Genomic DNA, 23,564 nt, shown 5'->3' with positions numbered 1-23,564 from the left:
TGGCCTGAAGCTGGTGGCGATCGTCGTCGTCGCCCAGGCGGTCTGGGGCATGGCGCAGACGCTGACGCCAAATTGGCGGCGACGGGGCATCGCCCTGGCCGCCGAGCTGGTACTGGCACTGGTCGGCGGTGCGGTGGGACAGATTGCCGCGATCCTGATCGGCGCGGCCGGGGGACTGGTGCTGTGCCGTGCAATTCCGGCTTCGCCCGCTACAGGGCTGACCTTGGCCGTTTCGCGGCGAGTGAGGTTGATCAGCCTGACGCTGTTTGTGGTGCTGCTGGTCGGCCTCCCCATGCTGGCGGGAGGTATGGGTTCCGAGATTTTCGCCATCTTCTACCGGGCAGGGGCGCTGGTGTTCGGCGGAGGGCATGTCGTCCTGCCGCTGTTGCGTGCCGATCTGGTGCCGACGGCCCTCATGACCGATGACCAGTTCCTAGGCGGCTATGGCGCCGCGCAGGCCTTGCCCGGACCGCTATTCGCGATCGCCGCCGCCCCCGATCGTTTTGGTGGTGATGCTGGTGGCGGCTTCATGGGCGCACGCCGTCACGGCATAGCGGATGATGCCCACGTCACCGGGATGCGCAGATAGGATACGCCGTTCGCCTCGGCCCGATGGAAGCGACCGGCGCGGATATTGACCTGGATCGCGGGGAGCAGCAGCTTCGGGACCGAAAGACCAGCATCGCGCCGCTCGCGCATGGCGACGAAGTCGTCCTCGCTGACCCCGTCATGGACATGGACGCTGGCGCGCTTCTGCTCACCGACCGTCGTTTCCCAGCGATAATCGTCGCGGCCGGGCGCCTTGTAATCATGGCACAGGAACAGCCGCGTCTCGTCGGGGAGCGCCAGCAATCGACGGATCGAGCGATAGAGGGTTCGCGCATCGCCGCCCGGAAAGTCTGCGCGCGCCGTGCCGTAGTCGGGCATGAACAGCGTGTCGCCGACGAAGGCGGCGTCGCCGATCCGGTATGCGATGTCCGCTGGCGTATGACCGGGTACGTGCAGCACCTCTACGGCCAGGTCGCCAATCGCGAAGCGGTCGCCATCCGCGAACAACCGGTCGAAGTCCGAGCCGTCGGTCTTCAGATCCTTCATCGCGAACATCGGGCGGAAGATCTTCTGCACGTCGCGGATTGCCGCGCCGATCCCAATCCACGCACCCGTGGCGGCCTTGATGAAGGGAGCGGCCGAAAGATGATCGGCATGGGCATGCGTTTCCAGCACCATCGCGATCCGCCAGTCCTGTTCGCGTGCGAAGGCCAGGATTCTCTCGGCCGACCGGGTATCGGCGGCACCGCTCGGCATGTCGAAATCCAGCACCGGATCGATCACGGCGGCGGCGCGCGTGGCAGGATCGCCGACCAGATAACTGATCGTGTTGGTCGGTTCGTCGAAAAACGCCTCGATCACCGGTCGGGTCATGATGTCCTCCATTCGCCCTTGCTAATATATTAGGAAGTGCTACATAAGCAATATCTAATGGAGTGGCGATGATGCTCAAACCGCCGATGGACCTGGCGACGTTCGAGAAGAAGGCGGGCGGCGTGGCCTACACGCTGAAGGCCATCGGCAACGCCCGCCGCCTGATGCTGCTGTGCAAGCTGGTCGAACATGGCGAGGTGACGGTTGGCGATCTCGCCCGCGATGTCGGCCTGTCGCAATCCGCCTGTTCGCAGCATCTCGCGAAGATGCGCGACGAAGGCCTCGTCACCTATCGGCGTGAGAGCCAGACGCTCTGGTACGCCATCGCCGACCCGCGCGTCGAAACGCTGCTCGCCACCCTGTACCAACTCTATTGCAAGGATTGATGTGATGACCCTTGTCACCCTGTCTCCCGCCGAAGCCCGCGCCGCCATCACCGCAGGCGCGCGGCTGATCGATATTCGTGGCGCCGACGAACACGCGCGCGAGTGGATTGCCAGCGCCGTGAACCTGCCGCTGGACCGGATCGGCGAGCTGGCGGGCGACGGCAGGCCGATCATTTTTCACTGCAAGTCGGGAATGCGTACCGCAGCCAATGCGGACCAGCTTCGCGCGGCGGCGGGCGCCGCCCCGGCCTATGTCCTGGGCGGCGGGATCGAGGCGTGGCGCGGCGCGGGCCATCCGACCCTCACCGATCGGTCGCAGCCGATCGAAATCATGCGTCAGGTGCAGATCACGGCGGGCGCGCTGGTCCTGATCGGCGTGCTGCTTGGCCTGTTCGTCGCACCCGGCTTTTTCGGTCTGTCGGCATTCGTCGGCGCAGGGCTGATATTCGCGGGCGCGAGTGGCTGGTGTGGCATGGCCAACCTGCTGCGCCTGATGCCCTGGAACCGGCGCGCGGCCGCGTAAGCGGGTCATGAGTAGCCTCACCATCCTTGCCGCACTTGCCTCGGGCGGGGTGATCGGCCTGATCCTGGGCCTTGTCGGCGGGGGCGGATCGATTCTGGCCGTTCCGCTGCTGGTCTACGTCGTCGGCGTCGGGTCACCCCATGCCGCGATCGGCACGGCGGCGGTGGCGGTCACGGTCAATGCGGTCGCCAGCCTGATCGGTCATGCACGGGCGGGCCGGGTCAAGTGGCGCTGTGCGGGTGTGTTCGCGGCGTCGGGCATGATCGGGGCGGCGCTGGGTGCGGAACTGGGCAAGGCGTTTGACGGCAAGCGCCTGCTGGTGCTGTTCGGGTTGCTGATGATCGGAGTGGGCTTTTCGATGCTGCGACCGCGACGGACGGCGGAGGCGCCGGATGTCCGGCTGACGCGGGGGAGTGCCGCGACGCTGCTGCCGCGCCTGGTACCGATCGGGCTGGGCGTAGGGCTCGCCGCCGGGTTCTTCGGGATCGGTGGCGGGTTCCTGATCGTGCCGGGGCTGGTCCTGGCGACCGCCATGCCGCTGCCCTTCGCCATCGGTACCTCGCTGGTGGTGGTCAGCGCGCTGGGGCTGACCACCGCGGCGTCCTATGCCGCATCGGGGCTGGTCGACTGGACGCTCACCGCATGGCTGGTGACGGGCGGTGTCGGTGGCACGATCGGCGGCATTGCGCTGGGCAAACGGCTCGGCGGGCGCAAGGGCGTGCTGGAGCGGGGTTTTGCCGCGGTGGTGATCGGTGTCGGCCTTTATGTCAGTGCCTCCTCCCTCTGAACAAAAGTGCCTGCTCGACGGCGTGACACTAGCAGCGTGACCAACGCCAGGGCGGCCATCGCCGCCCCCGCCAGCGAAACGGCAGGCAGGCCTAGCCCGGCTGAAATCACGCCGCCGCCCAGCGCCGCGCCGACGGCATTGCCCAGGTTGAACGCTCCGATGTTCATCGCGGAGGCCAGATTCGGCGCGTCCGAGGCGGCGTCCATCACCCGCATCTGCAGTGGCGGCACGATCGCGAAGCTGGCAATGCCCCAGATCAGGATCGCGATGGAGGCGGTCACCGGCCATTGCATCAAGATTGTGAAGCCCAGCAGGGTGAGGGCCATGATCGCCAGCATGGTCATCAACGTCCGATCGACCGACCGGTCCGCCAGTCGACCACCCAAACCATTGCCGATGGTCGCGCCGATCCCGAACAGCATCAGCATCGCTGTGATATAGCCGGTCGAGCCATGCGTCACGTCGCGCAGGATCGGCACGATATAGGTGAAGACCGTGAAAACTCCGCCAAAGCCGATCGTCGTCAGGGCGAGCGCCATCATCACGGGCCCCCGCGTGAGGACACGCAGTTCCCCGCGTATGTCGCCATCCCCTGTCGAGGGTAGCGAGGGGAGGGCGAGGCGTAGCGACAGCATGGCGACCGCCCCTACACCCGCGATCCCGGCAAAGGCGGTGCGCCAGCCGATTGCCTCGCTCACCCAGGTCGCCAACGGCACGCCGCCGATCGTGGCGACGGTCAGCCCGGTGAACATCGCGGCCACCGCGCCCGCACGCTTGTCCGGCGGCACCAGGCTGGCGGCCACCACCGACCCGACGCCGAAGAACGCACCGTGATTGAACGAGGTAATGACCCGCGCCGCCATCAGCATCCAGTATCCGTCCGCCAGCGCCGACAGCGCGTTGCCCAGGGTGAAGATGCCCATCAGTGCGATCAGCAACGTCCGGCGGTCGAACCTCGTGGTGGTCAGCGTCATCAACGGCGCACCGATCAGCACGCCCATCGCATAGGCGCTGATGAGCAATCCGGCGGATGGTATCGATATGTGCAGGTCACTGGCGATCACCGGCAACATGCCCATCGGCGCGAACTCGGTCACGCCGATGCCGAAAGCGCCGACCGCCAGTGCGATCAGCCCAGAGTGGAATTTCATGATTTGGGTTCCTCAAACCATCGGCGGCGCGAGGCGGGCAAAACCCTCCTGCTGCCGATAGGGCGTGTGCGGATAGGGCGGCAGCACGTCGCTCGCCGCATCGAGCGAGGCGACCTGCTCGGGCGTCAGGGTCCAGCCGACGGCGCCCAGATTGTCGCGGAGTTGCGCTTCGTCTCGCGCGCCGATGATGACCGACGCCACGGTCGGCCGCCGCAACAGCCAGTTGATCGCGACCTGGGGTACGGTCTTGCCGGTCTCCGCCGCCACCGCCTCCAGCGCGTCGACCACGCGATAGAGATGCTCATCCTCGACCGGCGGCGCGAACTGGGCGGTGTCGTGCAGGCGACTGCCCGCCGGGATCGGCCGTCCGCGTCCGATCTTGCCGGTCAACCGTCCCCAGCCGAGCGGACTCCAGACCAGCGCACCGACGCCCTGATCGGCCGCCAGCGGCATCAGGTCCCATTCGTAGGCGCGGCCGATCAGCGAATAATAGACCTGATGCGCGACGAGGCGCGGCCAGCCATGGCGATCGGCCAGGCTTTGCGCCTTCATGATCTGCCAGCCGGGATAGTTGGAGACGCCAGCATAGCGGACCTTGCCGTCGGCGATCAGCCGGTCGAGCGTCCCCATCACCTCCTCGGTAGGCGTCGAGGCGTCGAAGGCGTGGAGCTGGAGCAGGTCGAGATAGTCGGTGCCGAGCCGCCGCAACGCCGCCTCTACCGCACCGATCAGCCGCGCCCGCGACGCGCCCCAATCCTGTGGGCCGTCGCCGACCGGCAGGCCGGTCTTGGTCGAGATCAGGACGGCATCGCGCCGCCCCTTGATCGCCGCGCCCAACACCTCTTCCGATGCACCGTCGGAATAGATGTCCGCAGTGTCGAACAGCGTGACCCCCGCGTCGAGGCAGATGTCGACCAGCCGCCGCGCCTCGGCGGCGTCGCTTGTGCCCCAGGCGCTGAACAGCGTTCCCTTGCCGCCGAACGTGGCGGCTCCGAACGACAGGGCGGGTACGCGTAGGCCGGACGATCCCAATTGCCGATATTCCATCACAGGTCCTTTGCGAATGTCGTGGTCTGGCGCATAAATGGCCGGTCGGGCCAGGCGGCGGAATGCCCTGCCGGAGCAAAGGATTTGTGCATTGGATGCAAAGCTTGCCGGCCAAGAGGACCGCGCCCGGTCGCTCGCCCTGTTCGCAAGCGTCGTGGAGGCGGGCAGCTTTTCCGCGGCCGGACGCACGCTGGGGCTGACGCCATCGGCAGTGGCGCGGGCGGTCGACCGGATCGAGGCACGGCTGGGCGTGCGATTGTTGCTGCGGTCGACCCGCGCGCTGACGCTGACCGCCGAGGGGCAGGCCTATCTGCTCGCCGCGCGGCGTATCCTCGCCGATCTCGACGATGCCGAGCAGCAGATCGCCGATCAGGGCGCGCCGCGCGGGCGGCTGCGGATCAATGCGGCGCTGTCACACGGACGGCTGTGTATCGTGCCACTGCTCGGCGATTTCGCGCGGGCCTATCCGCATATCCTGATCGACATGGCATTGACCGACACGCTGGTCGATGTCGCGGGCGGACAGGCCGATGTCGCGATCCGCTTCGGTCCGCTCGCCGATAGCGGGCTGACCGCGCGCAAGCTGGGCGAGTCCGGCCGGGTGATCGTCGCCTCGCCCGACTATTTGGCGCGGGCGGGCACGCCGCGGGTGCCGGAGGACCTGCACGCCCATAATTGCCTCAGCTTCAACTTCCGCCGGGCCGAACCGATCTGGCCGTTCCGCCGGGATGGACGGGACTTCGCGCTGAGCATCGAGGGCGGGATCGTTGCCAATAATGGCGAGACGCTGGGGCAGCTCGCGGTGGCTGGGGTCGGCATCACCCGCGTCGGCCGCTTCAGCGTCGCGACCGACATCGCCGAAGGGCGGCTGGTGCCGCTGCTGGAGGAATATAATCCGGGCGATGTCGAGCTGATCCATGCCGTCTTTGTCGGCGGCTCGACAACGCCCGCGCGGGTGCGTGTGTTCGTCGACTTCCTGGTCGAAAGGCTTGCGGGCCGAACGCCGTAATGCGGCCCAGGTCAGGGATCGAGAGGGTCGGCGGGGTCGATGAACAGCCCGGTTCGGCGGGGCAGAATCTCGACTTCATTGGGCGAGCGTTGCGCCTTGATCTCGGCGGGCTGGTAGCCGAGCTCGCGCTGGTTGCGCTCGGCGAAGGCGGGCCCGGCGATATAGCTGGCCTGCCCGACATTGGTGACGACCAGCGCCGGTTTCGATGGTGCGTTCATGGCCGCGAGAAGGCGGGCCGCGTTGCGCACATTGGTGGTCGTGTGGCGGGCATAGGGATCGACCACCAACGCCTCCGCCGGCACGCCGTAGCGTTCGATCAGCGCGCGCCGCATCTCGATCGCCTCGAAGAAGAGCGTGCCGCGCGGGTGGACGGCCGAGCCGCTCAGGATGATGAACGGGGCCAGTCCCGCACGATAGCGGGCGGCGGCCATATGGACGTTGAGCTTGCCCGCCGCGCTGAGCGGGGTGGTCAGGTCTTCGGGACCGATACCTGGCACGATGATCGCGCTGTATTTGTAGCGCGACCAGGCAACCGTCCGGGCATGACGGAAGGCGAGCGCATTCTCCTGGGCCGCCAGCGGGCCGAAGTGGACGGCCTCCAGCCGATCAGCCGAGTCCAGCAGGGTGAGGGCCAGGGCGAGACCCGGATCATGGGCCGAGACCGGTTCGGCCCGCAGCGCGTCGCCGGAGGCGAGGGCGGTGGCGACCAGAGCCATCAGGGCCGGACCGGTGACGCCCGGCCCGTCGATCAGCGGATAGGCGGGGGCCACCCCCTGGGCATAGACGGCGATGACCTTGTTCAGCCCGGCCAGTTCGCGCCGGATCGCGGCCCCGTCGCCCTGCGTCGCCAGCCGCGCGATATCCGCATCCGACCAGCGCGCGGCTTCGATCCGGCAGCTGGTATCGCCCTTGCACCGGGCATCACGCCCGGCCCGCTCGGCCAGCAGCGCTCGGGCAGCCGGGGTCGCCATCATGGCCGTAACGGTGGGGAAAAGCTGACGCTGCAATGTGGCCAGCACCCGGTCGTCGGCGGTCGCGGTGGCCGATGGCACGGTGCCGGCCATGCCGGACGCCGGGCTGGCGAGAAGGAACGGCATGAGGAGGGCGATACGCTTCATGGTCATTCGATCTCCCGAGGTATCAGCGTGACACGGGGCAAGGGCTGGTCACGGCATCGCACCGCCACCCGCCGGCAAAGGGCGCGAGATGATAGTCGGTCCCATGAACATTGGGCGTCGTCAAATAGTCCGTAGACACGATCTGCGCGCCAGAGGCCAGCGCCGCTTCGCGCCGGGCAGGATCGTTGCGCCGGGCATCGGCTGTGTCGATATCGGCGCGGGTGCGCACCAAATAGCCCTTGGCGACGGCGGCGCGGATATCGGCCTGGCGGGTGAGGGCATTGTCGAAGAGCAGGAAGGCGGTGTGCGCCATGCCCGGCTTGCCCTGCACAAAGGCCATGCGCCCCTCCAGCGAGCGATGCCCGTCGAGATAGGGGGCGAAGGCGGCGAAGTTCATTCCCGGCACCAGGAACAGGAACAAGAACTTGCCACGCGCCTGCGCCAGGGTGGGCCAGCGCTTGGCCAGCACGGCGGCTTCCAGCGTCGGCATTGTCCCACGCACGTCGTCGGGCGTCACCACCCGGTCGCGCCCGATGATCTCGGCGATCGAGCGGTCGACTTCGGCAAAGGCGTCGGCGTCGAAAGGCGCGACGCTGCGCTCGCCCGCGCCGCTGAGCTTGGGCTCGAGCAGCACGAAGACCGGGCTGTGCCCCGGCGTCGCATCCGACCATTGGCGCAGCAGCGTCAGGCAGGAGCGGAAGGTCGGGCACTGGCTGCGAAAGTCGAGATCGGCGACGTGGAACACCTTCAGCCCCGGCTCGCGCAATGCGTCGCGATCGATGGTTTTCAGGTCCTTCTCGCCACGTGCGGCGAGGGCGCGATAGGGTGCTGGGTCAGCATAGAGGCCGCCCTTGGGGTCGGGTTGCAGGTCGAGCTCGACGCTGCGCACGCCGCTCGCCAGCTGAGCCTCCAGCGGCATCTGGATATAGCCGAAAGCGTCCATCGGATCGGCGAGGCCGCCGGGATGCTCGTCGGCCAGCGCGGCGCGCTGCTCGGGCGAGAGACTGGCGGGGGGGTGCGTGAACCGAGCCCGAATGCGCGGTGCCATCATCGCCATCACGCGCGGGTCGGCGGGCAAGGCGTAGCTGTTGTGCGTGCCGACGACCTGGATCTGGTTCAGCTTTAAAGTCTCGTCGGCCGGGCGCGGGGCGGACTGGGCCATGGCTACCGCCGCCAGTGCCATGGCACCGACGGCGAGGATCAGGCGTCCCGTCACCACGAGCGGCTCACGACCAGGCGGACGTTGCGACCAAAGACGGGGCGGCCATAGATGGCGGTGGCGTTGCCCTGACCGGTCAGCGAGTCGGTGCGGGTATTGCCCTCGGTCAGGCCGTGCGCGTTGGTCAGATTGTCAGCGACCACCTGCACCAGCCACGGCCCGTTCGTCACCATCACGCCCGCGCCGAAGCTGCCAAAGGCGGGCAGGGCGGTCTGGTTGAAGAAGTCGGTGTAGCGCTGGCTGGTATATTCATAGCTGCCGTAGAGCGAGACGTGGGTCGTGCCGATGTCGAAATCGACGGTCGGACGGACATGGCCATACAGCTTGGGCTCACGAATGATCTGCTTGCCGTTCACCGCGCTGGGGTCCGCGCCGACATTGTTGACCAGGTTCTTGTACTGCGGATCGCCGACCGTGACCGACCCGGCGAGCGAGAAGGTGCGGCCGAAGGCCAGACGGCCGTCCGCCTCGATCCCCTTGGTCACGGCCGTGCCGATGAAGGTCACCGGCTGGTCGTTGCGGCCGGTCACCGGGTTATAGGCGGTGAAGCTGGCGTTGAGCGGATCGAACTTGGTGTAGAAGCCGGTCAGGTACAGGTACGAACCGCCCGACACCGCCTTCAAACCGACCTCATATTGCCGCGCCTTGGACGCGATGGCGACCGGCGCGGTGCTGAGCACCGTGGTCGAGCTGGTCGGGATTTCCAGCTGCGAGATGCGGGCATAGGCACCGAAATGACGCGTCAGGTCGTAATTGACACCCGCGGTCCAGTTGGTCGCCTGCGGCGTGTAGCGGTTGCGGATCGCCGAGCCGGTGAAGGCGCGGGTGTTGTTGTCGGCCAGCGTCGTCGGGTCACCCAGATTGGCGCTCGTGGTCAACGCCGCATATCCCGCATAGCCATACCATTCGTGGCGGATACCCGCATCGACGCGCAGCCGGTCGGTCACGTCCCAGGTATCGTTGGCATAGATGGCGGCCATCCGTGCATCGACATTGCCGCGATTGAGCGTGGTCGTGTCGCGCAGGACACCGTTCTGCGTCACGCTGCCGACGATCGCGCCGTTCGCGTTATAGGCGAAGAGGTCCAGCGTCCGGGGCTTGCCGCGCACCTCGATCAGATAATCCTGATAGGCCTGGAGGACGCTCTGGCCCCAGAGCGAACCGTACAGCCCCGCCTTCACGTCGTGACGGCCGATGGGCGTGTCGAACTGGCGCGTGACGCTCAAGTCGGCCTGGCCCGAGTAGAAATTCGATTCGACCGCACGATACTGGCCCGACATGACCAGGCCCGACGCGCCGTACGGATCGTAGGTGGTCGCGCCATTCGTGCCGGCAATGGCATAGCCCATCTGCGTGACCGACGGTCCGAAGGCGGTACGCGCGGCGTTCAGATAGCTGGCGGCGAAAGTGTTGCCGTCGGCCGGATTGGTCGTCGAGTAAAAGGCGTCGAAGCTGTTCTTGCCGATGGTCGCGCCCGACTTCAGCGAGACGGTCCAGTCGTCGAACTCCGCCTGATAGGTAAAGGCGAGGTTGCCGAAGCGGATATAGCGGCCATTGGCGAGATCGCGGTGCAGCGTGGTCAGCCCACCGCCCGCATTCTGGAAGGTGATCGCCACGTTGCGCAGCGCGGGCGAGTTCATCGTGCCCGTGAAATAGTCGATATAGGGGTTGAGCGAGACCGACGGGTTGCGCGGGTCGTTGGTCGGGATCGGCAGGTAGAAGACATTGTGGTCGTCGACGAACTGCGCGCTCAGCTTGAAGAAGCCGTTGGAGAAGTCGTGCTTGATGTTCGCGCGAATCTGGCCGCCGCGATCATTGGGGAAGCCGTTGTCGCGATAGCCGTCATGATAACGGACGAAGCCGCCGACTGCATAATAGGTGTTCTCGCCCAGCGGCCCGGCCTGATAGGTGTCGAAGCGATAGAGGCCGGTATCACCCAGCGTCAGCTGCGCACGGCCGCGCGTAGTGGCGGTGCCGGTGACAGTGATGTTGTTGACGATGGCGGCGGCGTCGCTGGCGTAGATGGGTGCCGGGCCGCCGCGCACCACTTCCATCCGCTCGGTCATCAGGTCGTAGCGGTTCATGCCTTCGCCGGCATTGAAGAAGAAGCCGTCGATTTCCTGATAGAGCGGCAGGCCGTCCTGCTGGAAATACAGATAACCGCGATCGGTCGGAATGCCGCGCACGCGGGTGATGTTCTGCACCTCGCCGCCGGTCGCCTCAACCTGGATGCCCGGCACGTTGCCCAAGAGGTCGGCGGTGTTGAGCGGCGCGATCTTCTGGATGTCGGTCTGGGACAGGCTGTTGACGGCATAGGCGACGTCGAAGCGACGCTCGGCACGGGCCGAGCCGGTGACGACGATGTCGCCGCTTTGCTCGGCGGGCGTGTCGCCGGTTTCGGCGGTAGTGGCGGCCGAGGCCTGGGGCGCCTGTTGCGCCTGGACGGGCGTGGCGGCCAGAGCGCTGAGCGCGACAAGGCCTGCGGTGGTCAGAAGATGCTGCTTGGTCATGGAAAGCCCCCGGATGAGATGGCGGGCCTTTCGCTGCGCTTTGTGACGAATTTTATTATTTATGCAAAAATAAATAAAAGCGTCGCGAACAGCCGATAGGCGCTGGCCCGTGAGGACGAATTTCCAACTTGACCGGGCGCAGCAGCGCGTCGTGCACTCGCTATGGGTCAAGGGCGCGGCGTCGCGCCTGGACCTGGCGCGCAACCTGGGGTTCAGCCCGGCAGCGATGACCGCGATGGCGCGCGACCTTATGGCCATGGGTCTGGTCGAGGAGGCGGAAAGCCTGCGCTCGCCTGCTCGCGGCCGCCCCTCCGTACCACTGCAGATCGCGCGCGACGCGGGCTATGCGATCGGTGCAGCACCCCATCACGGCGCGGTCGACGTGACGCTGGTCGACTTTCACGGCTCGCCGATCGCCTCAGTGCGGGAGGCATTCGAGGATACCGGTCCCGAGGTCTTCGCCCGGCAGGTCCGGCGGATCGTGCACGAACTGGTCGAGCGTCATCACCTGCTCGGGCGGCGGCTGATCGGGTGCGGCGTCGGCGTGCCGGGGCCCAAGGCGGTGACCGATCGCCGCCATTGGCTGACCGTGCCCAATCTGCCGACCTGGCGGGACATCGATTTGCAGGCGGTAATCGGCGATGCGCTGGCGCTGCCGGTGTGGATCGAGAACGACGCCAATGCCGCCGCCCTGGCCGATTTCTATCTGGCCGGGGTCGCGCAGCGGTGCCGCTCGGCACTGGTCATCCTGTTCGGCCATGGCATCGGTGCGGGCGTGATCGAGAATGGGCGGCTCGCCAAGGGACAGCATGGCAATGTCGGCGAGATCGGACTGCTCTTCCCGGGCGACCGTCCCCGTCCCAGCACCGTCGATCTGCTGCGATGCCTGCGCGCGGCCGGGCATGAGGTGCGCTCGGCGGACGACGTCGCCCCACTGATCGCCGCTGATAACGAAACGGTGGCGAGCTGGACCCGGCGCGCGGCGGCTCAGCTTGATCCGGTCATCAGTAACGCGCTGGCTTGGTTCGATCCGGGCGAGATCATCCTCTCCGGCCCCTTGCCCCAGCCGATCCGCGAGCAACTGGCGTTGCTGCTGTCCGACCGGCCCTGGTATGACGAGCTGGGTCGCCCGGCGATCCGGGCGTCGGCGATCGGAGAGAAGGCAACGGTGCTGGGCGCCGCGCTCCTCCCCATCCTGGCGAGCGCGGGCATTGCGGAGAGCTTCTCGGTCGCCGTCGATTAAGCGCCGCGCTGGATGCGGGTGAGGACCTCCCGATCGGCCCCCAGCGCGTCGGCGATCAGCGCGATGCCCCGGTCCAGGTCGTGACCCTGGCCACAGACGAAGATGTCGATCGCCGCATAGCCGGTCTCCGGCCAGGAATGGATCGTCATATGCGATTCCGCCAGCATCGCGACGCCGGTAATCCCTTGTCCCTCGCCAAAGGGGTGGAGATGCAGTCCGATCAACGTCGCGCCGATCGCGCGGACGGCGGCGCGCAGCGTGTCCTCGATCAGCGCCATGTCGTCCAGGCCCCGACAGCCATAGAGGTCGGCGATCAGGTGCGTGCCCGCCTGGTTCATGCCCGGCCACCCCGGATCGATGCGAGTGCCTGCTCGGCCGCTTCCGCGCCGTGGTGATGGGCTTCCTCGAAGATCGAGAAGCCACTCAGGTCGGAATGGGCGAAGAACAGGGGCGGCTGCGGCCGGGCGGCGTGGCGACGCGCCTCGCCCCAGATGAAGCCGGGTTCGGGTCGGATCATCGCATGGCCCCAGCGCCAGACATCGATCCGCCGGATCGCGCCGGCCAGATCGGGATTGGTCGCCAGCAGGTCGTCCCGCACGATGTCCTGCCACGCGGCGAGCGGCCGTTCGAGCATCAGCCTGCGGGCGGAGGCGGGGGCCATGCGTGACAAGGGCATGTACCAGGTCAGCACGGTCGCGCCGGGGGCCGTCGCCAAGGACTGATGCGTCGCGACGACATAGCCGAGCGACTCGCTGGTCGCCGACACATTGTCCCAGGCCAGGTCGAAACCCGGACCTTCCGGCGGCCGATCGACGGTCACATTGGCGACGATCCACGGCGCATAGCGAAAGCCGGTCGCATCCACGTCCTTCACCAGCCGGGCCGTAACGAAGCGCGGCGTCGCCAGGATCGCGGCGCGGGCGTGCAGCCGGGTTGTGCGGCCGCTGGCCACGTCATGGCTGTCGACCACCACCCCGTCGCCTTGACGCTCCACCCGCCAGACGATCCGCCCGGTCTCGATCGACCCGCGCACACGCGCCGCCATAGCGCGGGCCAGATGCGCATTCCCCTCTGGCCAGGTCAGCACCAGGTCGCCATCGACATTGGCGGCGGTCCCACGCCGGCTGGCGAAATAATGAATGCCCGCCCAAGCCGAGACCTGATCGGGCTCGGTGCCGTAATCGTCGCGACAGGCATAGCGGACATGATCGCGCAACACGCGCGAGCGCCATCCCTGCCGGTCCAGCCACTGGGTCATGCTGATCCGGTCGAGTGCCTTCAGGTCGGCAGCGGTCGAACTCAGCGCCATGGGTATGGCGAAGGCGGGCCTGCCATCGTCGCGACGGTCGCGAAACACCTTCATCGCGGCGAAGAAGGCGGTGATGTCGTGGCGGTCCTCGGGGCTGAGCGCGGTGCCGGGCACCAGTCCCTCGTGCCAGCGGCCCAGCCGCAGCAGCCGTTCCTCGGGCGCGGAGACGACTTGATAGGGGTCGAAGACCGGTTTGCCATCCTGCCAGCCGGTGATGATCCCCAGCCGCTCCAGCAGCGCGATGACGCGCGTCGCTTCCGGGTTGGGAATGGGCAGGTAATGCGCGCCCAGCGGATAGGCGGAGACGCTATTGCGCCCGCCACGGGCATTGCCGCCGGTTTCGTCCTCCAATTCGAGCAGGCGAAACGCGACTCCCGCGTCGGCCAGCGTCCAGGCCGCCGACAGCCCGGCGATGCCGCCGCCGATGATCGCGATATCGGTATGCAGCTCGCTGGAGGGTTCGGGAAAGCCACCGTCGCGCAGTCGGTGGCCGCGCGCCAGATCGGCCCCGCCCAGCTCCCCCGCCATGGCCGGATGCGCGCATCCGTCGAGCAACCCGGCGACGGCCGCCCCGGCGATCAGCGTACGGCGGGTCAGCCTCATCCCTCGACCTTCGCCCATTCTTCCTCGAATCGGCGGACCAGCACCTGATTGTCCAGCCGGTTCACGCTGACCGGCCGCCGCGCCATGTCGCGCGGAAAGGCGAAGGCGAGCCGCTCGGTCGTCGGGTCGAGGAAGCGCAGGCCCGCGGGCAGCGGCCCCGCCGCCGGAAGCGCGCCCAAGCCCGCCAGCACGAAACCCCATTCGCCAAAGCTCGGCACATAGACGTGATAGCCGCGCGTCGCGAAGCCCGCCGCCTCCATGGTCGTCGCCACCGTCCAGAAGGCCTGGGGCGCGACGAGGGGCGAGGTGCTCTGCACGCTCACCACCGCACCGGGGCTCAGCGCGCGCGCCAGCTCACGATAGAGGCTGACCGTGTAGAGCTTGCCCAGCGAGAAATTGGTCGGATCGGGAAAATCGACGATCGCCGCATCAAAACGCCGCCGATTGTCGCGCAGCCAGCGAAAGGCGTCGGCATTGACGACATGCACCTTTGGCGAGGAAAAGGCATGGGCGTTGAGCGCCGACAGCATGGCGCTGTTGCGGAACAGCGCGGTCATGGCGGGGTCCAGGTCGACCAGCGTCACCGACCGGACGCCGGGATATTTCAGGATCTCGCGCACCGCCAGCCCATCGCCGCCGCCCAGCACCAGCACGTCACGCAAGGCCGCCACTCGGCTCAGCGCGGGATGGACCAGCGCCTCGTGATAGCGATATTCGTCGCGGGACGAGAATTGCAGGTTTCCGCTCAGGAACAGGCGCAGATCGTCGCGCCGCTTGGTGATGACGATCCGTTGATAGGGGGTGGAGGCGGCATAGACGATGGGATCGCCATAGGCGGCGATCTCGGCCGTCCGCTGCAACCGCTCCGACCAGAGGAAACCGGCCAGCAGGCCGAACGCGACGGCGATGGCCACCGCCAGCTCGCCGCGAAGCCGTCGCCCCGGTAGCCGCAGGATCAGCGCGATGGCGACCGCGACGTTGAACAGCCCGAACAGGAAGCCCGTGCGGATCAGCCCCAGCTTCGGCACCAGCAGCAGCGGAAACAGCAAAGAGGCCGCCAGCGCGCCGATATAGTCGAAGGTCAGCACGCGCGAGACGAGATCGCCGAACTCCAGCCGGTCCTTCAGGATGCGCATCAGCAGCGGGATTTCCAGGCCCACCAACGTGCCGATCGCCAGCACGATGCCGTAAAGCGGCAGGCGGAAATCGGCCACCCGGTCGAACAGCAGGAACAACAGCGCCGCCGAGCAGCCGCCGATCACCGCGACCAGTATCTCGACCCGGACGAACACCGCCAGCTCGTCGCGTCGGACATAGCGCGAGCACCACGATCCGATGCCCATGGCGAACAGATAGGTGCCGATCACGGTCGAGAATTGCGTGACGCTGTCGCCCAGCAGATAGCTGGCCAGCGTTCCTGCCAGCAGTTCATAGACCAGGCCGCAGGTCGCGACGACGAAGGCGGACAGCAACAGGGCCGCGCCCGCGCGCGGTGGCGGCACGGTTTGGGACATGGGATCAGCCGTGGATCGCGGCGCCGATGATGATCGCGATGGCGATGGCGATCGCCCCGCTGAAGATCGCGACCGCCTGGTTCCCACGACAGATTTCGCCCCACAGATCGGCGGGCGTCAGCCGGTCCCAGATCCAGAAACCGACGGCGAAGATCAGCACTCCCAGCCCGGCATAGAGCAGGGTCGCGAGCAGCACGGTGGTGGACAGCATTCCTTGCTCCGTCATTTGTGGGTGGGTCCATGCGCGCCGCGAACGCCGCCCGACGCCCGAGCGCCGCCGCCGGGATGGCTGTCGGCGAAGGGCGAGTAGCTGCGCATCACGGCCAGCGTGAAGAGGGCGACGACGCCCAGGCAGAACAGGGCATAGAGGATCGTGCTCAGCCGCATCAATCGTCTCCCTTGACCGGCGCGATCCGCCGCTGTTCGAACGCGAAGTGAAGGATTGCCAGCAGGCCCGGCCATAGCGACAGGGCGATCAGCGCCAGGATCATCGGCCCGGCGAAGCTGCCGCCCGACGTCACGCGGATCGTGACCGGGACCGTCTGCCACGCGACGGGTGGCGATTGCGCGCCGGTCCAGCCATGGACCGCGGCCTCGACCACCAGGTCATAGGTGCCACCGGGAATGCTGGCGTAACTGGTATTCGGCGAACGGTCGCCTTCGCTCCAGCTGCCGTCGGAATCGGTGCCGCTATAGCGCTCGGCCAGGGCATAGGTGTCGAAACTGCGCTGGGTGCGCCGATCTACCAGCGCATAATCCAAGTCGACCCAGCTGTTGGACAGCGTATCCGCGCGGGCGTCGACCGTGATCCGGTTATACGCGGCGGGCAGGGACAGGGTGGCGACGACACGTTCGACCGGCGGAGCATCCTGCGTCAGTTCGATCGTCTGGGTCAGGAGCGTCCGGCTCGGTTGGCCCAGGGCTATCAGCACCGCGACCAGCGCCATCACAGCGGCGGCGAAGGCGAACGCCGCCTCGCGCAACGGGCGCAGATGGGGCGAGGGCTCGTGCGGTGACGGCGTGACCCCCGAGGGTCTTGGCCGAGGTTCCAGGCCGAACGCCTCTTCCGCCTCGCCGACGCCCAGCAGGGTCAGCAGCGTCCAGCTCCGCTCTTGCCTATTCTCCTCGCAGGTCAGCATCGCGCCGGGGCGAACATAGTCCGTCACATGGACCTGCTCGCCCACCCTGACGCGCCAATAGAATTCGCCGACGACGAAGGTGACCGACGCCGCGTACCCGGCGCCGAAGCGGCGATAGCGCGCACGGTCCAGCGCGTACCCGTCGAATGCCGGGTCAGGCATACGATCGATCAGCACCCCCAGGCTGAAGCAGCGGCCGTCATCGACCAGGAAGCGATAACCGAGATATGGATTGAACAGCAGATATTCCTGCCAACCCTGATAGCCGTCGGTCCGCTCGAGATAGCCGACCACTTCCCATTGCTCGCCGCGCAGCGTGCCCCGCCTGCCGAGCGCGATGGCGGGCTGGTGCATCGCCTGCCGCGCGGCGGTGATGACGCGCACATCGTCGGACGTCGCGTCGAGCGTGGTGCCGCAATGCTCGCAGACCAGCGACACGCTCAACCCCGCCGCGCGCAACGCGATGGTGCCGCCGCAACGCGGGCAGGTAACGGCGCGCACCGTGTCGGTCATTGCCCCATCCTCACGCCGCGTAACCCGGCATCGGCCAGCCATCGAAGCGGCGCAGGCCGGTGGCGGCGATCTCGGCGAGCGTGACGTAGCGGCCGCTATAGAGGGTGGTCCCGGTGCCATCGCGCTGGATCGTGGCGCAGCGGCCGTCCGATGCGGCCAGGTCGACGCTCAGCGCCTTGCTGCCGCTCGGGGTCGATATCGGCAGTTCGCCCTCGCTGGCGACGCATTCGACATAGCGGACATCGACCACACTGTATTGTGTGCTACCGATACGGGACTGCTCGCCGACCTCCGGCTCTCTGTCGTTCGCGATCCTGCGATAGGTGGCGTTCTGTTCCGCGTCGCCGCTTGCGGGGGCGAGCAGCATGTAGCGGCCCGTCGCTTCGCCCAGCCACCAGAAGCGGCCATCATCGACGGCAGCATACCATTCGTTCCACGTCCCGTCCGTCCAACGCCAGCGGACACGTCCGACCAGCTCGAAGCCATGGCCGTCGAACCGTCCCCGCACGCCGAGTTGCAGCGGACTGACGTCCTCGGGCACCGCCGCGACCTGACCGACGCGGCGCAGATCGTCGCCATCGCGCACCAGCAGGCTGCGGCAATAGTCGCAAACGCGCGAGGGCAACGACGAGCGGAACACGACGGGCGCGCCGCATTGGGGACAGGCGAATTCGGTCATGTCAGCCGATCTTGGCGAGCAACGCAGCCTTCTTGGCCTCGAACTCCTCCTGGCTCAGCGCGCCGGCGACATGCAGCTTGTGCAGCTTTTCGATCAGCGCGAACGGATCTTCCACAGGCGCGGCGGCGGCTGGCGCACCCAGGCCCGAAGCCATTGCCTGGCCCAGCGCGGCCCCGGCCGCCGCGCCCGCGCCGATTCCCGCCATACCGCCGCCCTGGGCCGCAGCGGTGTCGATCGCGTCGGCGGTCTGGAAGCGGACATAGCGGTCGAGGTCGCCGACGACCCGCATCGCGCTCGCCTTGTCGAAATGCGCCTGCACTTCATCGGGCAGCGATACGCTTTCGACGAAGAAGCTCGCGACCTCCAGCCCCCATTGCGCAAAGGCGGGGGCGACGGCGTGGCGCAGCCGCTCCGATAGCGCCTGCTGGTCGCCTGCCAGATCGACAAAGGCGATCTCGGCGCGCCCGAGCTCGCTGGCGATGGCGGTGGTGATCGCGCCGCGCAGTTGCGGCTCGACATCGCCGACGCGGACATGCTCCAGCGTACCCATCACCGTCGCCTTGAACCGGGGCACATCGGCGACGCGGAACGAATAGCTGCCGAAGGTCCTGACCCGGATCGGACCATAATCCTTGTCGCGCACCGTGATCGGTTGCGCCGTGCCCCATTTCAGCCCGCCATGTTCGCGCATGGTGAAGAAATAGAGGTCGGCCTTGAGCGGCAAGACAAAGCCCTTGTCCCAGTTCATCAGCGCGGTCAGCACCGGCAGGTTGCCGGTTTCCAGCGTGTGTTGCCCCGGCTGAAACGCATCGGCGATCCGGCCTTCGTCATAGAAAAAGGCGATCTGTCCGTCGCGCACGGTCAGCGATGCGCCGTTCTGAATCGCATGGTCGCGCATGGGATAACGAAGGGCGAGATCGTCCGCTGCCTCGACCCAATCGATCACGTCGATGAACTGTTTGCTCAGAAAATCGAACAGACCCATGCGTATGCTACCCCCCGTGGGCGGCACGCTAGCCGGTTGGGCGACGAAAGCAATATCCGCCTCGACCCGGATGGTTAGACGGCAACGATGCTCGGCGCAGACCAAAGGCGGGGTGACCGGTACGTTACTTGATTGATCGTGCTTGCAGTTCGTTGAGCGGTGGACGTGAACCGGCAGAGCGGCGCTGCGGACGGAGATGGCCAAATGTCGGTTGATACGTAATTCGCCGCCGACGAACCCATCATTAATCATCGGTCATTATAGCTGCGTCTGATCTATTCTTCGATCGACGCGAGTAGCCCCGATCGAAAGCGGCATTAGGGGGCGGTATGACAGGTGAGAAAATGTGCTTCGGCGAAGCGTTGCGCTCGATCTGAGCCGTGACGGCGCCAACGCGGAAGGCCAAGCCTTCGGACGCGCCGTGGCCTGAACGGCAGAGGCGGGGCCCGCCTGCCTCCGCTCGTATCTCCGCTCGTATCTCCGCTCGTAATCGCCCCAGAGCAATGACGATGGCATCGCGTCGATCCATCACCTGTATCGCCGCCTTGACCTTGGCGGCCTGGTCCTGCCCTGCGATGGCGCAGACGCGTTCCGAAGACGAGCCGGAAGCAGGGCCGCTGGCCCTGGATCTGATCTATAAGGCCGATCTGATCGCGGTCGGGGCCAGCAAGCGTGTGCGGGGCGTGCGCTATCTCGACAATCTCGACGCCGTCGCCACGCTCGATCTGGACCGTGCGACCCATTGGAAGGGTGGAAGTGCCTATGTCGGCATTCTCAGCAATGCCGGTGGGCGACCCAACGCCATCGCGAGCACCTTGCAAGGCGTCAACAATATCGAGGTCAACAGTCCCGACCTGCTTCTCTATCAGGCTTGGGTGCAGCAGCGTTTCGCGGGCGATCGTGCTTCCCTCCTGATCGGCAAATATGATTTGAACAGCGAATTCTATTACAACGCCGCTGCGTCCCAGTTGATCGCCCCAGCCTTTGGCATCGGGTCGGAACTGGCGGCGACCGGGCCCAATGGTCCGTCGATCTTTCCGCAGACCGATTTGGCGATGCGGCTCCGGCTGGACGGCAAGCATCATTATGCCCAGGCGGCCATCGTCCGTGCGCCGCGCGGCACGACCGATCAGGGCGGGCGGCGCTCGGCGCTGTTCATTGCCGAACTCGGGGTGAAGGGGCGAACCGCGATCGGCGTCGGCGGATGGACCTATAGCCATCGCCAGCCGCGCACCGTGCCACCGGGCGTAATCGTCACGGCCGACACCGCCGCCTCGCACGGAGTCTATGCGCTGGTCGAACGTGATCTGGTCGGGCAGGCGGACCGGCCTGGGCACTGGATCGGGTTCATGCGCGTGGGCTTTTCCGATGGCCTGACGACGCCGTTCGGCGACGGCCTGCAACTGGGCGTGGCGGGGCATGCCATCCTGTCCGGGCGGCCCGAGTCCCATATCTCCTTCGGCTTTGCGACCGCTGGCATCAGCACCGCCTATCGCCAGTCCAATCCGCCCGATGAAGCGCCGCTGGTGAAGTCGGAGACCATGGTGGAGCTGACCTATAGCGACCGGGTGGCGCCCTTCCTGACGCTTCAGCCCGATGTCCAGTATGTCCATCGCCCATCGGGGCTGCGCGATGCCCCGGGGGTGGTCGTCGTCGGGCTGCGTGCGATTGTGGACTGGAAAGTGCTGTAACCCCGCCGCCGGTTCTTGCATCGAAACGGCGGCGGCATAGGGTGACCGCCTATGCCGCGCATCCGCACCGTCCTGTTCATCTGCAGCCAGAACAAGCTGCGCAGTCCGACCGCCGAGCAGGTCTTCGCACGCCGCGAGGACCTGGAGGTGGACTCGGCCGGGACCAATCATGACGCGGAGAATCCGGTCACGGCCGAGACGATCGCCTGGGCCGATATGATCTTCGTCATGGAAAAGGCGCACCGGACCAAGCTCCAGCGGCGCTTTCGCGCGACGCTGGGCGGTAAACGGGTGATCTGCCTCGACATCCCGGACGATTTCGCCTTCATGCAGCCCGAGTTGATCGCCCTGCTGGAGTCAAAGGTGGGACGGCATCTGCCCGAATCACCGGGGGCGGGGCGCTGATCCGCCGGATCGTCCTGTCCGCGATGCTCGCGCTGGTAAGCGGCTGTTCCGGCCCCGCGCCGCCCGAACCCTCGACCCTGATCGTCTGGGCCTGGGAGCGGCCGGAGGACCTGCGCTTCCTGAAGCCGCCGGTCGAGGTGGCGGTGCAGAGCGGTTTTGTCGAACTGGTCGGTGATCAGGTCGTAGCGCGCGGCCGTCGCCATCCGCTGCTGGTCGAGCGTCCGCCCGGCATCGCGCTGGTCCATATCCAGATCGACGAGCGCGTGCCGCTCCGCTGGACGCCAGCCCTTCGACAACGGACGAGCGCGGCGGTGCTTCATTATGCCACGCGCATCCCCGCGCCGATGGTCCAGATCGATTTCGAGGTGCGTGCCTCTCAGCGCCAAGTGTTGCTCGATCTTCTGGGCGATGTCCGGCGCGGTCTGCCCCCGAACGTCCGTCTGTCGATGACCGCGCTGGCGTCGTGGTGCGATACCGAGGACTGGCTGGACGCGGCACCGGCCGATGAGATCGTGCCCATGGTCTTTCGCATGGGGCAGGGGGACCGGACCATGCGGGACCGACTGGCGAAGGGCGGGGATTTCCGTCATCCTCGCTGCCGGACGGCTCTGGGAATCGCGACCGACACGCCCGTCCGGCGAGCACCGCCGGGGCGGCGCGTCTATCTGTTCGATCCTCGCAGTTGGACGCCAGCGGATTTCACGGCCGTGCGCAGGGAGGTCGAGGGATGGCAATGAAGGGGTGGTGGTCGGCCGGGGGCGTGGCGCTGGTCCTGGCGCTGGCGGGGCCGCGGGTCATCGCCTCGGGCGGGCCGCCGCCGACCCCGCATTATGTCCTGTCCTCTCCGCAGGACGCAGCGGAGCGTGCCGCGCTCGCCGAAGGGCGGATCGGCATCGTTAAGGCCGATGCGAGCGACCCTTTGCTCTATCTCGACTGGCGGGCGCTCAACGGCTTGCGTGTCGGCAAGGCGGCGGCCGACGCACTGGCCAACCCCTGCTGCGGACAGCCGCCCAGCCGGACGATGGAAGACTGGATCACCGCGCGGCGGCAGGTGCCGGGCGCGCGGGCCGATATCTATTATGTTCCGACCGAGCGGCAGGGGCCCGACTACACGACGATCCCGACCTGTTTCGACGACGCCTTCCTGACAGCGACCGCGACGCTCAACGACCGGGTGAAGCGCTATGGCGCGGGGTCGGCGGATGTCCGCGCCTGGCTGGCGGGGCAGGACGTCGTGTTTCAGGCGTGCAGCACGCCGGGCGTGACGCTTCCTGCGCTTGCCCCCGCCGCGCCGTCCTGGCTGCGAGCCGACCGGGCGTATCAGCTGGCGGCGATCGCGCTGTATGACGGTCGATGGGACGAAGCGGCGAAACGCTTTGCGGCGATCGCGCGCGATCCTGCGTCGCCGTGGCAGAAAACGGGGCTTTATCTGGAGGCGCGGGCCACGTTGCGCGGGGCGCTGGCCGCGCGGCGGGCCGACGCGTTCGCCGCCGCCCATGCTGCGATCGACCGGCTGACCGCTGCCCCGGCCGGAACCTATGGCCGGGGCGAGGTCGGGCGGATGCGTCAGATCCTCGAATATCACGAGCGCCCGGCGGCGCTTCTCACGCGGCTCGATCGTGAACTGGGCGAGCGCGACGCTGGGTCGGACGTGGCGGTGGCCTTTCGCGATTACATGACGCTCAGCGACAAGGCGGCGACCAGGCCGGAAGCGGCGGACTGGATACGCACGCTGCAACCCAAGGACCGTGAGGCGGCGTTGGCCCATGCTCAGGAGCGTTGGCGGGCCACGGGCAAGTCCATGTGGCTGGTCGCGGCCCTGGCGCTGGCTGAGCCCCGAGAAGCGTCGGCGCTGGTCGATGCCGCCGGGCAGGTTGCGGCCACCGACCCCGCATGGCTGACGGTAAAGTATCACGCGATCCGGCTGACCATGGCGTCGACCGATCCGGCACGATTGCGCGAGCGGGTGGATCGGGTGCTGGCGCGGGACGACCTGACCATCTCGGACCGGAATATCTTCACGGCTCTGCGCACCCAGCTGGCGACCTCGCTGGCCGATTTCGCCAGGGTCGCGCTCCGCTCGCCTTACTGCGAGGCGGGCAGCGCGACCTGTATCGACAGTATCTGGCCGGCGGGTGGCGGGTTGGTCGGGCGAGGAGCGGCGGGGCGGTTCGTCGGTTTCGGGGCGGAGGCGCGGGCGATCATCGACCGGCTGCCGCTGGCCGAGCGTCTGACGCTGGCCGGGGACGGGGCCATCCCGCGTGCACATGCGCCTCGACCTCGCGCTGCCCAACAGAGGTCGCGATGGTGA

Annotated in this window: 24 protein-coding genes; 10 read left to right on the top strand and 14 right to left on the bottom strand. The window is 67.3% G+C overall.

The features are described 5' to 3' along the window. Window positions 1–13 precede the first annotated feature (13 nt). Window positions 14–589: a chromate transporter gene (locus SB4_RS11115; protein ID WP_058752611.1), complete on the top strand. Its 576-nt coding sequence runs from the start codon at window positions 14–16 to the stop codon at window positions 587–589. Here SB4_RS11115 and SB4_RS11110 read toward each other — a convergent pair. Beyond that, on the bottom strand, window positions 544–1,422 hold the full coding sequence (locus SB4_RS11110; protein WP_058752636.1) for an MBL fold metallo-hydrolase: 879 nt from the start codon (window positions 1,420–1,422) through the stop codon (window positions 544–546). The genes SB4_RS11115 and SB4_RS11110 overlap by 46 nt on opposite strands. Window positions 1,423–1,490: 68 nt before the next feature. On the opposite strand from SB4_RS11110, the gene SB4_RS11105 reads away from it, so the two are divergent. Genes SB4_RS11105 through SB4_RS11095 form a run of 3 tightly spaced genes read left to right on the top strand, consistent with a single transcriptional unit; the run spans window position 1,491 to window position 3,118 of the window. Beyond that, the gene (locus tag SB4_RS11105) at window positions 1,491–1,808 is read left to right on the top strand and encodes an ArsR/SmtB family transcription factor (protein WP_058752610.1); all 318 of its coding nucleotides are present in this window, start codon (window positions 1,491–1,493) and stop codon (window positions 1,806–1,808) included. Window positions 1,809–1,812: 4 nt separating this feature from the next. Continuing rightward, complete coding sequence (locus tag SB4_RS11100) at window positions 1,813–2,331, top strand: rhodanese-like domain-containing protein (protein WP_058716658.1); 519 nt, start codon at window positions 1,813–1,815, stop codon at window positions 2,329–2,331. Between the two features lie 7 nt (window positions 2,332–2,338). Then, the gene (locus tag SB4_RS11095) at window positions 2,339–3,118 is read left to right on the top strand and encodes a sulfite exporter TauE/SafE family protein (RefSeq protein WP_058716641.1); all 780 of its coding nucleotides are present in this window, start codon (window positions 2,339–2,341) and stop codon (window positions 3,116–3,118) included. On the opposite strand, the gene SB4_RS11090 is transcribed toward SB4_RS11095, so the two are convergent. Then, window positions 3,094–4,269, bottom strand: a complete 1,176-nt coding sequence (locus SB4_RS11090) for an MFS transporter (protein WP_058752609.1) — start codon at window positions 4,267–4,269, stop codon at window positions 3,094–3,096. The two genes, SB4_RS11095 and SB4_RS11090, sit on opposite strands and share 25 nt — an antisense overlap. Before the next feature lie 12 nt (window positions 4,270–4,281). Further along, window positions 4,282–5,316 (bottom strand): aldo/keto reductase, encoded by a 1,035-nt coding sequence (locus tag SB4_RS11085; protein ID WP_058752608.1) that lies wholly within the window; start codon window positions 5,314–5,316, stop codon window positions 4,282–4,284. 91 nt (window positions 5,317–5,407) lie between these two features. Between SB4_RS11085 and SB4_RS11080 the strand changes: the two genes are divergently transcribed. Beyond that, on the top strand, window positions 5,408–6,325 hold the full coding sequence (locus SB4_RS11080) for a LysR family transcriptional regulator (RefSeq protein WP_058752607.1): 918 nt from the start codon (window positions 5,408–5,410) through the stop codon (window positions 6,323–6,325). Window positions 6,326–6,336: 11 nt separating this feature from the next. Here the strand turns inward: SB4_RS11080 and SB4_RS11075 are convergent, their stop codons facing one another. From SB4_RS11075 to SB4_RS11065, 3 genes are read right to left on the bottom strand one after another with little or no spacing between them, the layout of a single operon-like run. Next, complete coding sequence (locus SB4_RS11075; protein WP_241488588.1) at window positions 6,337–7,443, bottom strand: YdcF family protein; 1,107 nt, start codon at window positions 7,441–7,443, stop codon at window positions 6,337–6,339. A 22-nt stretch (window positions 7,444–7,465) separates the two neighbouring features. Then, a complete protein-coding gene (locus SB4_RS11070; RefSeq protein WP_058752634.1) occupies window positions 7,466–8,626 on the bottom strand; it encodes a Ca2+-dependent phosphoinositide-specific phospholipase C in 1,161 nt (386 codons plus the stop codon). A 29-nt stretch (window positions 8,627–8,655) separates the two neighbouring features. Beyond that, window positions 8,656–11,172: a TonB-dependent receptor gene (locus tag SB4_RS11065; RefSeq protein WP_058752606.1), complete on the bottom strand. Its 2,517-nt coding sequence runs from the start codon at window positions 11,170–11,172 to the stop codon at window positions 8,656–8,658. 109 nt (window positions 11,173–11,281) lie between these two features. Between SB4_RS11065 and SB4_RS11060 the strand changes: the two genes are divergently transcribed. Beyond that, a complete protein-coding gene (locus SB4_RS11060) occupies window positions 11,282–12,415 on the top strand; it encodes an ROK family transcriptional regulator (RefSeq protein WP_058752605.1) in 1,134 nt (377 codons plus the stop codon). Here SB4_RS11060 and speD read toward each other — a convergent pair. Genes speD through SB4_RS11025 form a run of 8 tightly spaced genes read right to left on the bottom strand, consistent with a single transcriptional unit; the run spans window position 12,412 to window position 19,157 of the window. After that, window positions 12,412–12,753, bottom strand: coding sequence for an adenosylmethionine decarboxylase (speD, locus tag SB4_RS11055; RefSeq protein ID WP_058752604.1), 342 nt, complete (start codon window positions 12,751–12,753; stop codon window positions 12,412–12,414). The genes SB4_RS11060 and speD overlap by 4 nt on opposite strands. Continuing rightward, window positions 12,750–14,327, bottom strand: a complete 1,578-nt coding sequence (locus SB4_RS11050) for an FAD-dependent oxidoreductase (protein ID WP_058752603.1) — start codon at window positions 14,325–14,327, stop codon at window positions 12,750–12,752. The genes speD and SB4_RS11050 overlap by 4 nt, the downstream gene beginning before the upstream one ends. After that, complete coding sequence (locus SB4_RS11045) at window positions 14,324–15,841, bottom strand: polyamine aminopropyltransferase (protein ID WP_058752602.1); 1,518 nt, start codon at window positions 15,839–15,841, stop codon at window positions 14,324–14,326. Before SB4_RS11045 ends, SB4_RS11050 begins: the two co-directional genes overlap by 4 nt. A 4-nt stretch (window positions 15,842–15,845) precedes the next feature. Further along, window positions 15,846–16,052, bottom strand: a complete 207-nt coding sequence (locus SB4_RS11040) for a DUF350 domain-containing protein (RefSeq protein ID WP_058716632.1) — start codon at window positions 16,050–16,052, stop codon at window positions 15,846–15,848. An 11-nt stretch (window positions 16,053–16,063) separates the two neighbouring features. Then, on the bottom strand, window positions 16,064–16,228 hold the full coding sequence (locus SB4_RS20015) for a hypothetical protein (RefSeq protein WP_193753800.1): 165 nt from the start codon (window positions 16,226–16,228) through the stop codon (window positions 16,064–16,066). Beyond that, a complete protein-coding gene (locus tag SB4_RS11035; RefSeq protein WP_058752601.1) occupies window positions 16,228–17,493 on the bottom strand; it encodes a DUF4178 domain-containing protein in 1,266 nt (421 codons plus the stop codon). Before SB4_RS11035 ends, SB4_RS20015 begins: the two co-directional genes overlap by 1 nt. Window positions 17,494–17,503: 10 nt before the next feature. Beyond that, window positions 17,504–18,172, bottom strand: a complete 669-nt coding sequence (locus tag SB4_RS11030) for a DUF4178 domain-containing protein (protein WP_058752600.1) — start codon at window positions 18,170–18,172, stop codon at window positions 17,504–17,506. Window position 18,173: 1 nt separating this feature from the next. Continuing rightward, window positions 18,174–19,157 (bottom strand): SPFH domain-containing protein, encoded by a 984-nt coding sequence (locus SB4_RS11025; protein ID WP_058752599.1) that lies wholly within the window; start codon window positions 19,155–19,157, stop codon window positions 18,174–18,176. 509 nt (window positions 19,158–19,666) lie between these two features. On the opposite strand from SB4_RS11025, the gene SB4_RS11020 reads away from it, so the two are divergent. From SB4_RS11020 to SB4_RS11005, 4 genes are read left to right on the top strand one after another with little or no spacing between them, the layout of a single operon-like run. Beyond that, the gene (locus SB4_RS11020) at window positions 19,667–20,848 is read left to right on the top strand and encodes a carbohydrate porin (RefSeq protein ID WP_193753799.1); all 1,182 of its coding nucleotides are present in this window, start codon (window positions 19,667–19,669) and stop codon (window positions 20,846–20,848) included. Between the two features lie 51 nt (window positions 20,849–20,899). Further along, window positions 20,900–21,253 carry a low molecular weight protein tyrosine phosphatase family protein gene (locus SB4_RS11015; protein ID WP_153006183.1) on the top strand — a complete coding sequence of 118 codons (354 nt, stop codon included), beginning with the start codon at window positions 20,900–20,902 and terminating at the stop codon, window positions 21,251–21,253. A 23-nt stretch (window positions 21,254–21,276) separates the two neighbouring features. After that, window positions 21,277–21,990 carry a hypothetical protein gene (locus tag SB4_RS11010; RefSeq protein WP_082670121.1) on the top strand — a complete coding sequence of 238 codons (714 nt, stop codon included), beginning with the start codon at window positions 21,277–21,279 and terminating at the stop codon, window positions 21,988–21,990. Beyond that, window positions 21,981–23,564, top strand: a complete 1,584-nt coding sequence (locus SB4_RS11005; RefSeq protein ID WP_153006182.1) for a hypothetical protein — start codon at window positions 21,981–21,983, stop codon at window positions 23,562–23,564. Before SB4_RS11010 ends, SB4_RS11005 begins: the two co-directional genes overlap by 10 nt.

The organism is Sphingomonas sanguinis, assembly GCF_001476905.1.
Classification (GTDB): Bacteria; Pseudomonadota; Alphaproteobacteria; order Sphingomonadales; family Sphingomonadaceae; genus Sphingomonas; species Sphingomonas sanguinis_B.
The sequence above is the reverse complement of the archived record's forward strand: the minus strand, read 5'-3'. Positions and strand labels throughout refer to the sequence as shown.

Excerpts from the sequence above, each read along its gene's own strand:
- SB4_RS11110 (WP_058752636.1), bottom strand. The coding sequence starts at position 1,422 with ATGACCCGACCGGTGATCGAGGCGTTTTTCGACGAACCGACCAACACG.
- SB4_RS11105 (WP_058752610.1), top strand. The coding sequence starts at position 1,491 with ATGATGCTCAAACCGCCGATGGACCTGGCGACGTTCGAGAAGAAGGCG.
- SB4_RS11100 (WP_058716658.1), top strand. The coding sequence starts at position 1,813 with ATGACCCTTGTCACCCTGTCTCCCGCCGAAGCCCGCGCCGCCATCACC.
- SB4_RS11095 (WP_058716641.1), top strand. The coding sequence starts at position 2,339 with ATGAGTAGCCTCACCATCCTTGCCGCACTTGCCTCGGGCGGGGTGATC.
- SB4_RS11090 (WP_058752609.1), bottom strand. The coding sequence starts at position 4,269 with ATGAAATTCCACTCTGGGCTGATCGCACTGGCGGTCGGCGCTTTCGGC.
- SB4_RS11085 (WP_058752608.1), bottom strand. The coding sequence starts at position 5,316 with ATGGAATATCGGCAATTGGGATCGTCCGGCCTACGCGTACCCGCCCTG.
- SB4_RS11075 (WP_241488588.1), bottom strand. The coding sequence starts at position 7,443 with ATGAAGCGTATCGCCCTCCTCATGCCGTTCCTTCTCGCCAGCCCGGCG.
- SB4_RS11070 (WP_058752634.1), bottom strand. The coding sequence starts at position 8,626 with ATGGCACTGGCGGCGGTAGCCATGGCCCAGTCCGCCCCGCGCCCGGCC.
- SB4_RS11065 (WP_058752606.1), bottom strand. The coding sequence starts at position 11,172 with ATGACCAAGCAGCATCTTCTGACCACCGCAGGCCTTGTCGCGCTCAGC.
- speD (WP_058752604.1), bottom strand. The coding sequence starts at position 12,753 with ATGAACCAGGCGGGCACGCACCTGATCGCCGACCTCTATGGCTGTCGG.
- SB4_RS11050 (WP_058752603.1), bottom strand. The coding sequence starts at position 14,327 with ATGAGGCTGACCCGCCGTACGCTGATCGCCGGGGCGGCCGTCGCCGGG.
- SB4_RS11045 (WP_058752602.1), bottom strand. The coding sequence starts at position 15,841 with ATGTCCCAAACCGTGCCGCCACCGCGCGCGGGCGCGGCCCTGTTGCTG.
- SB4_RS11040 (WP_058716632.1), bottom strand. The coding sequence starts at position 16,052 with ATGCTGTCCACCACCGTGCTGCTCGCGACCCTGCTCTATGCCGGGCTG.
- SB4_RS20015 (WP_193753800.1), bottom strand. The coding sequence starts at position 16,228 with ATGCGGCTGAGCACGATCCTCTATGCCCTGTTCTGCCTGGGCGTCGTC.
- SB4_RS11035 (WP_058752601.1), bottom strand. The coding sequence starts at position 17,493 with ATGACCGACACGGTGCGCGCCGTTACCTGCCCGCGTTGCGGCGGCACC.
- SB4_RS11030 (WP_058752600.1), bottom strand. The coding sequence starts at position 18,172 with ATGACCGAATTCGCCTGTCCCCAATGCGGCGCGCCCGTCGTGTTCCGC.
- SB4_RS11025 (WP_058752599.1), bottom strand. The coding sequence starts at position 19,157 with ATGGGTCTGTTCGATTTTCTGAGCAAACAGTTCATCGACGTGATCGAT.
- SB4_RS11020 (WP_193753799.1), top strand. The coding sequence starts at position 19,667 with ATGGCATCGCGTCGATCCATCACCTGTATCGCCGCCTTGACCTTGGCG.
- SB4_RS11015 (WP_153006183.1), top strand. The coding sequence starts at position 20,900 with ATGCCGCGCATCCGCACCGTCCTGTTCATCTGCAGCCAGAACAAGCTG.
- SB4_RS11010 (WP_082670121.1), top strand. The coding sequence starts at position 21,277 with ATGCTCGCGCTGGTAAGCGGCTGTTCCGGCCCCGCGCCGCCCGAACCC.
- SB4_RS11005 (WP_153006182.1), top strand. The coding sequence starts at position 21,981 with ATGGCAATGAAGGGGTGGTGGTCGGCCGGGGGCGTGGCGCTGGTCCTG.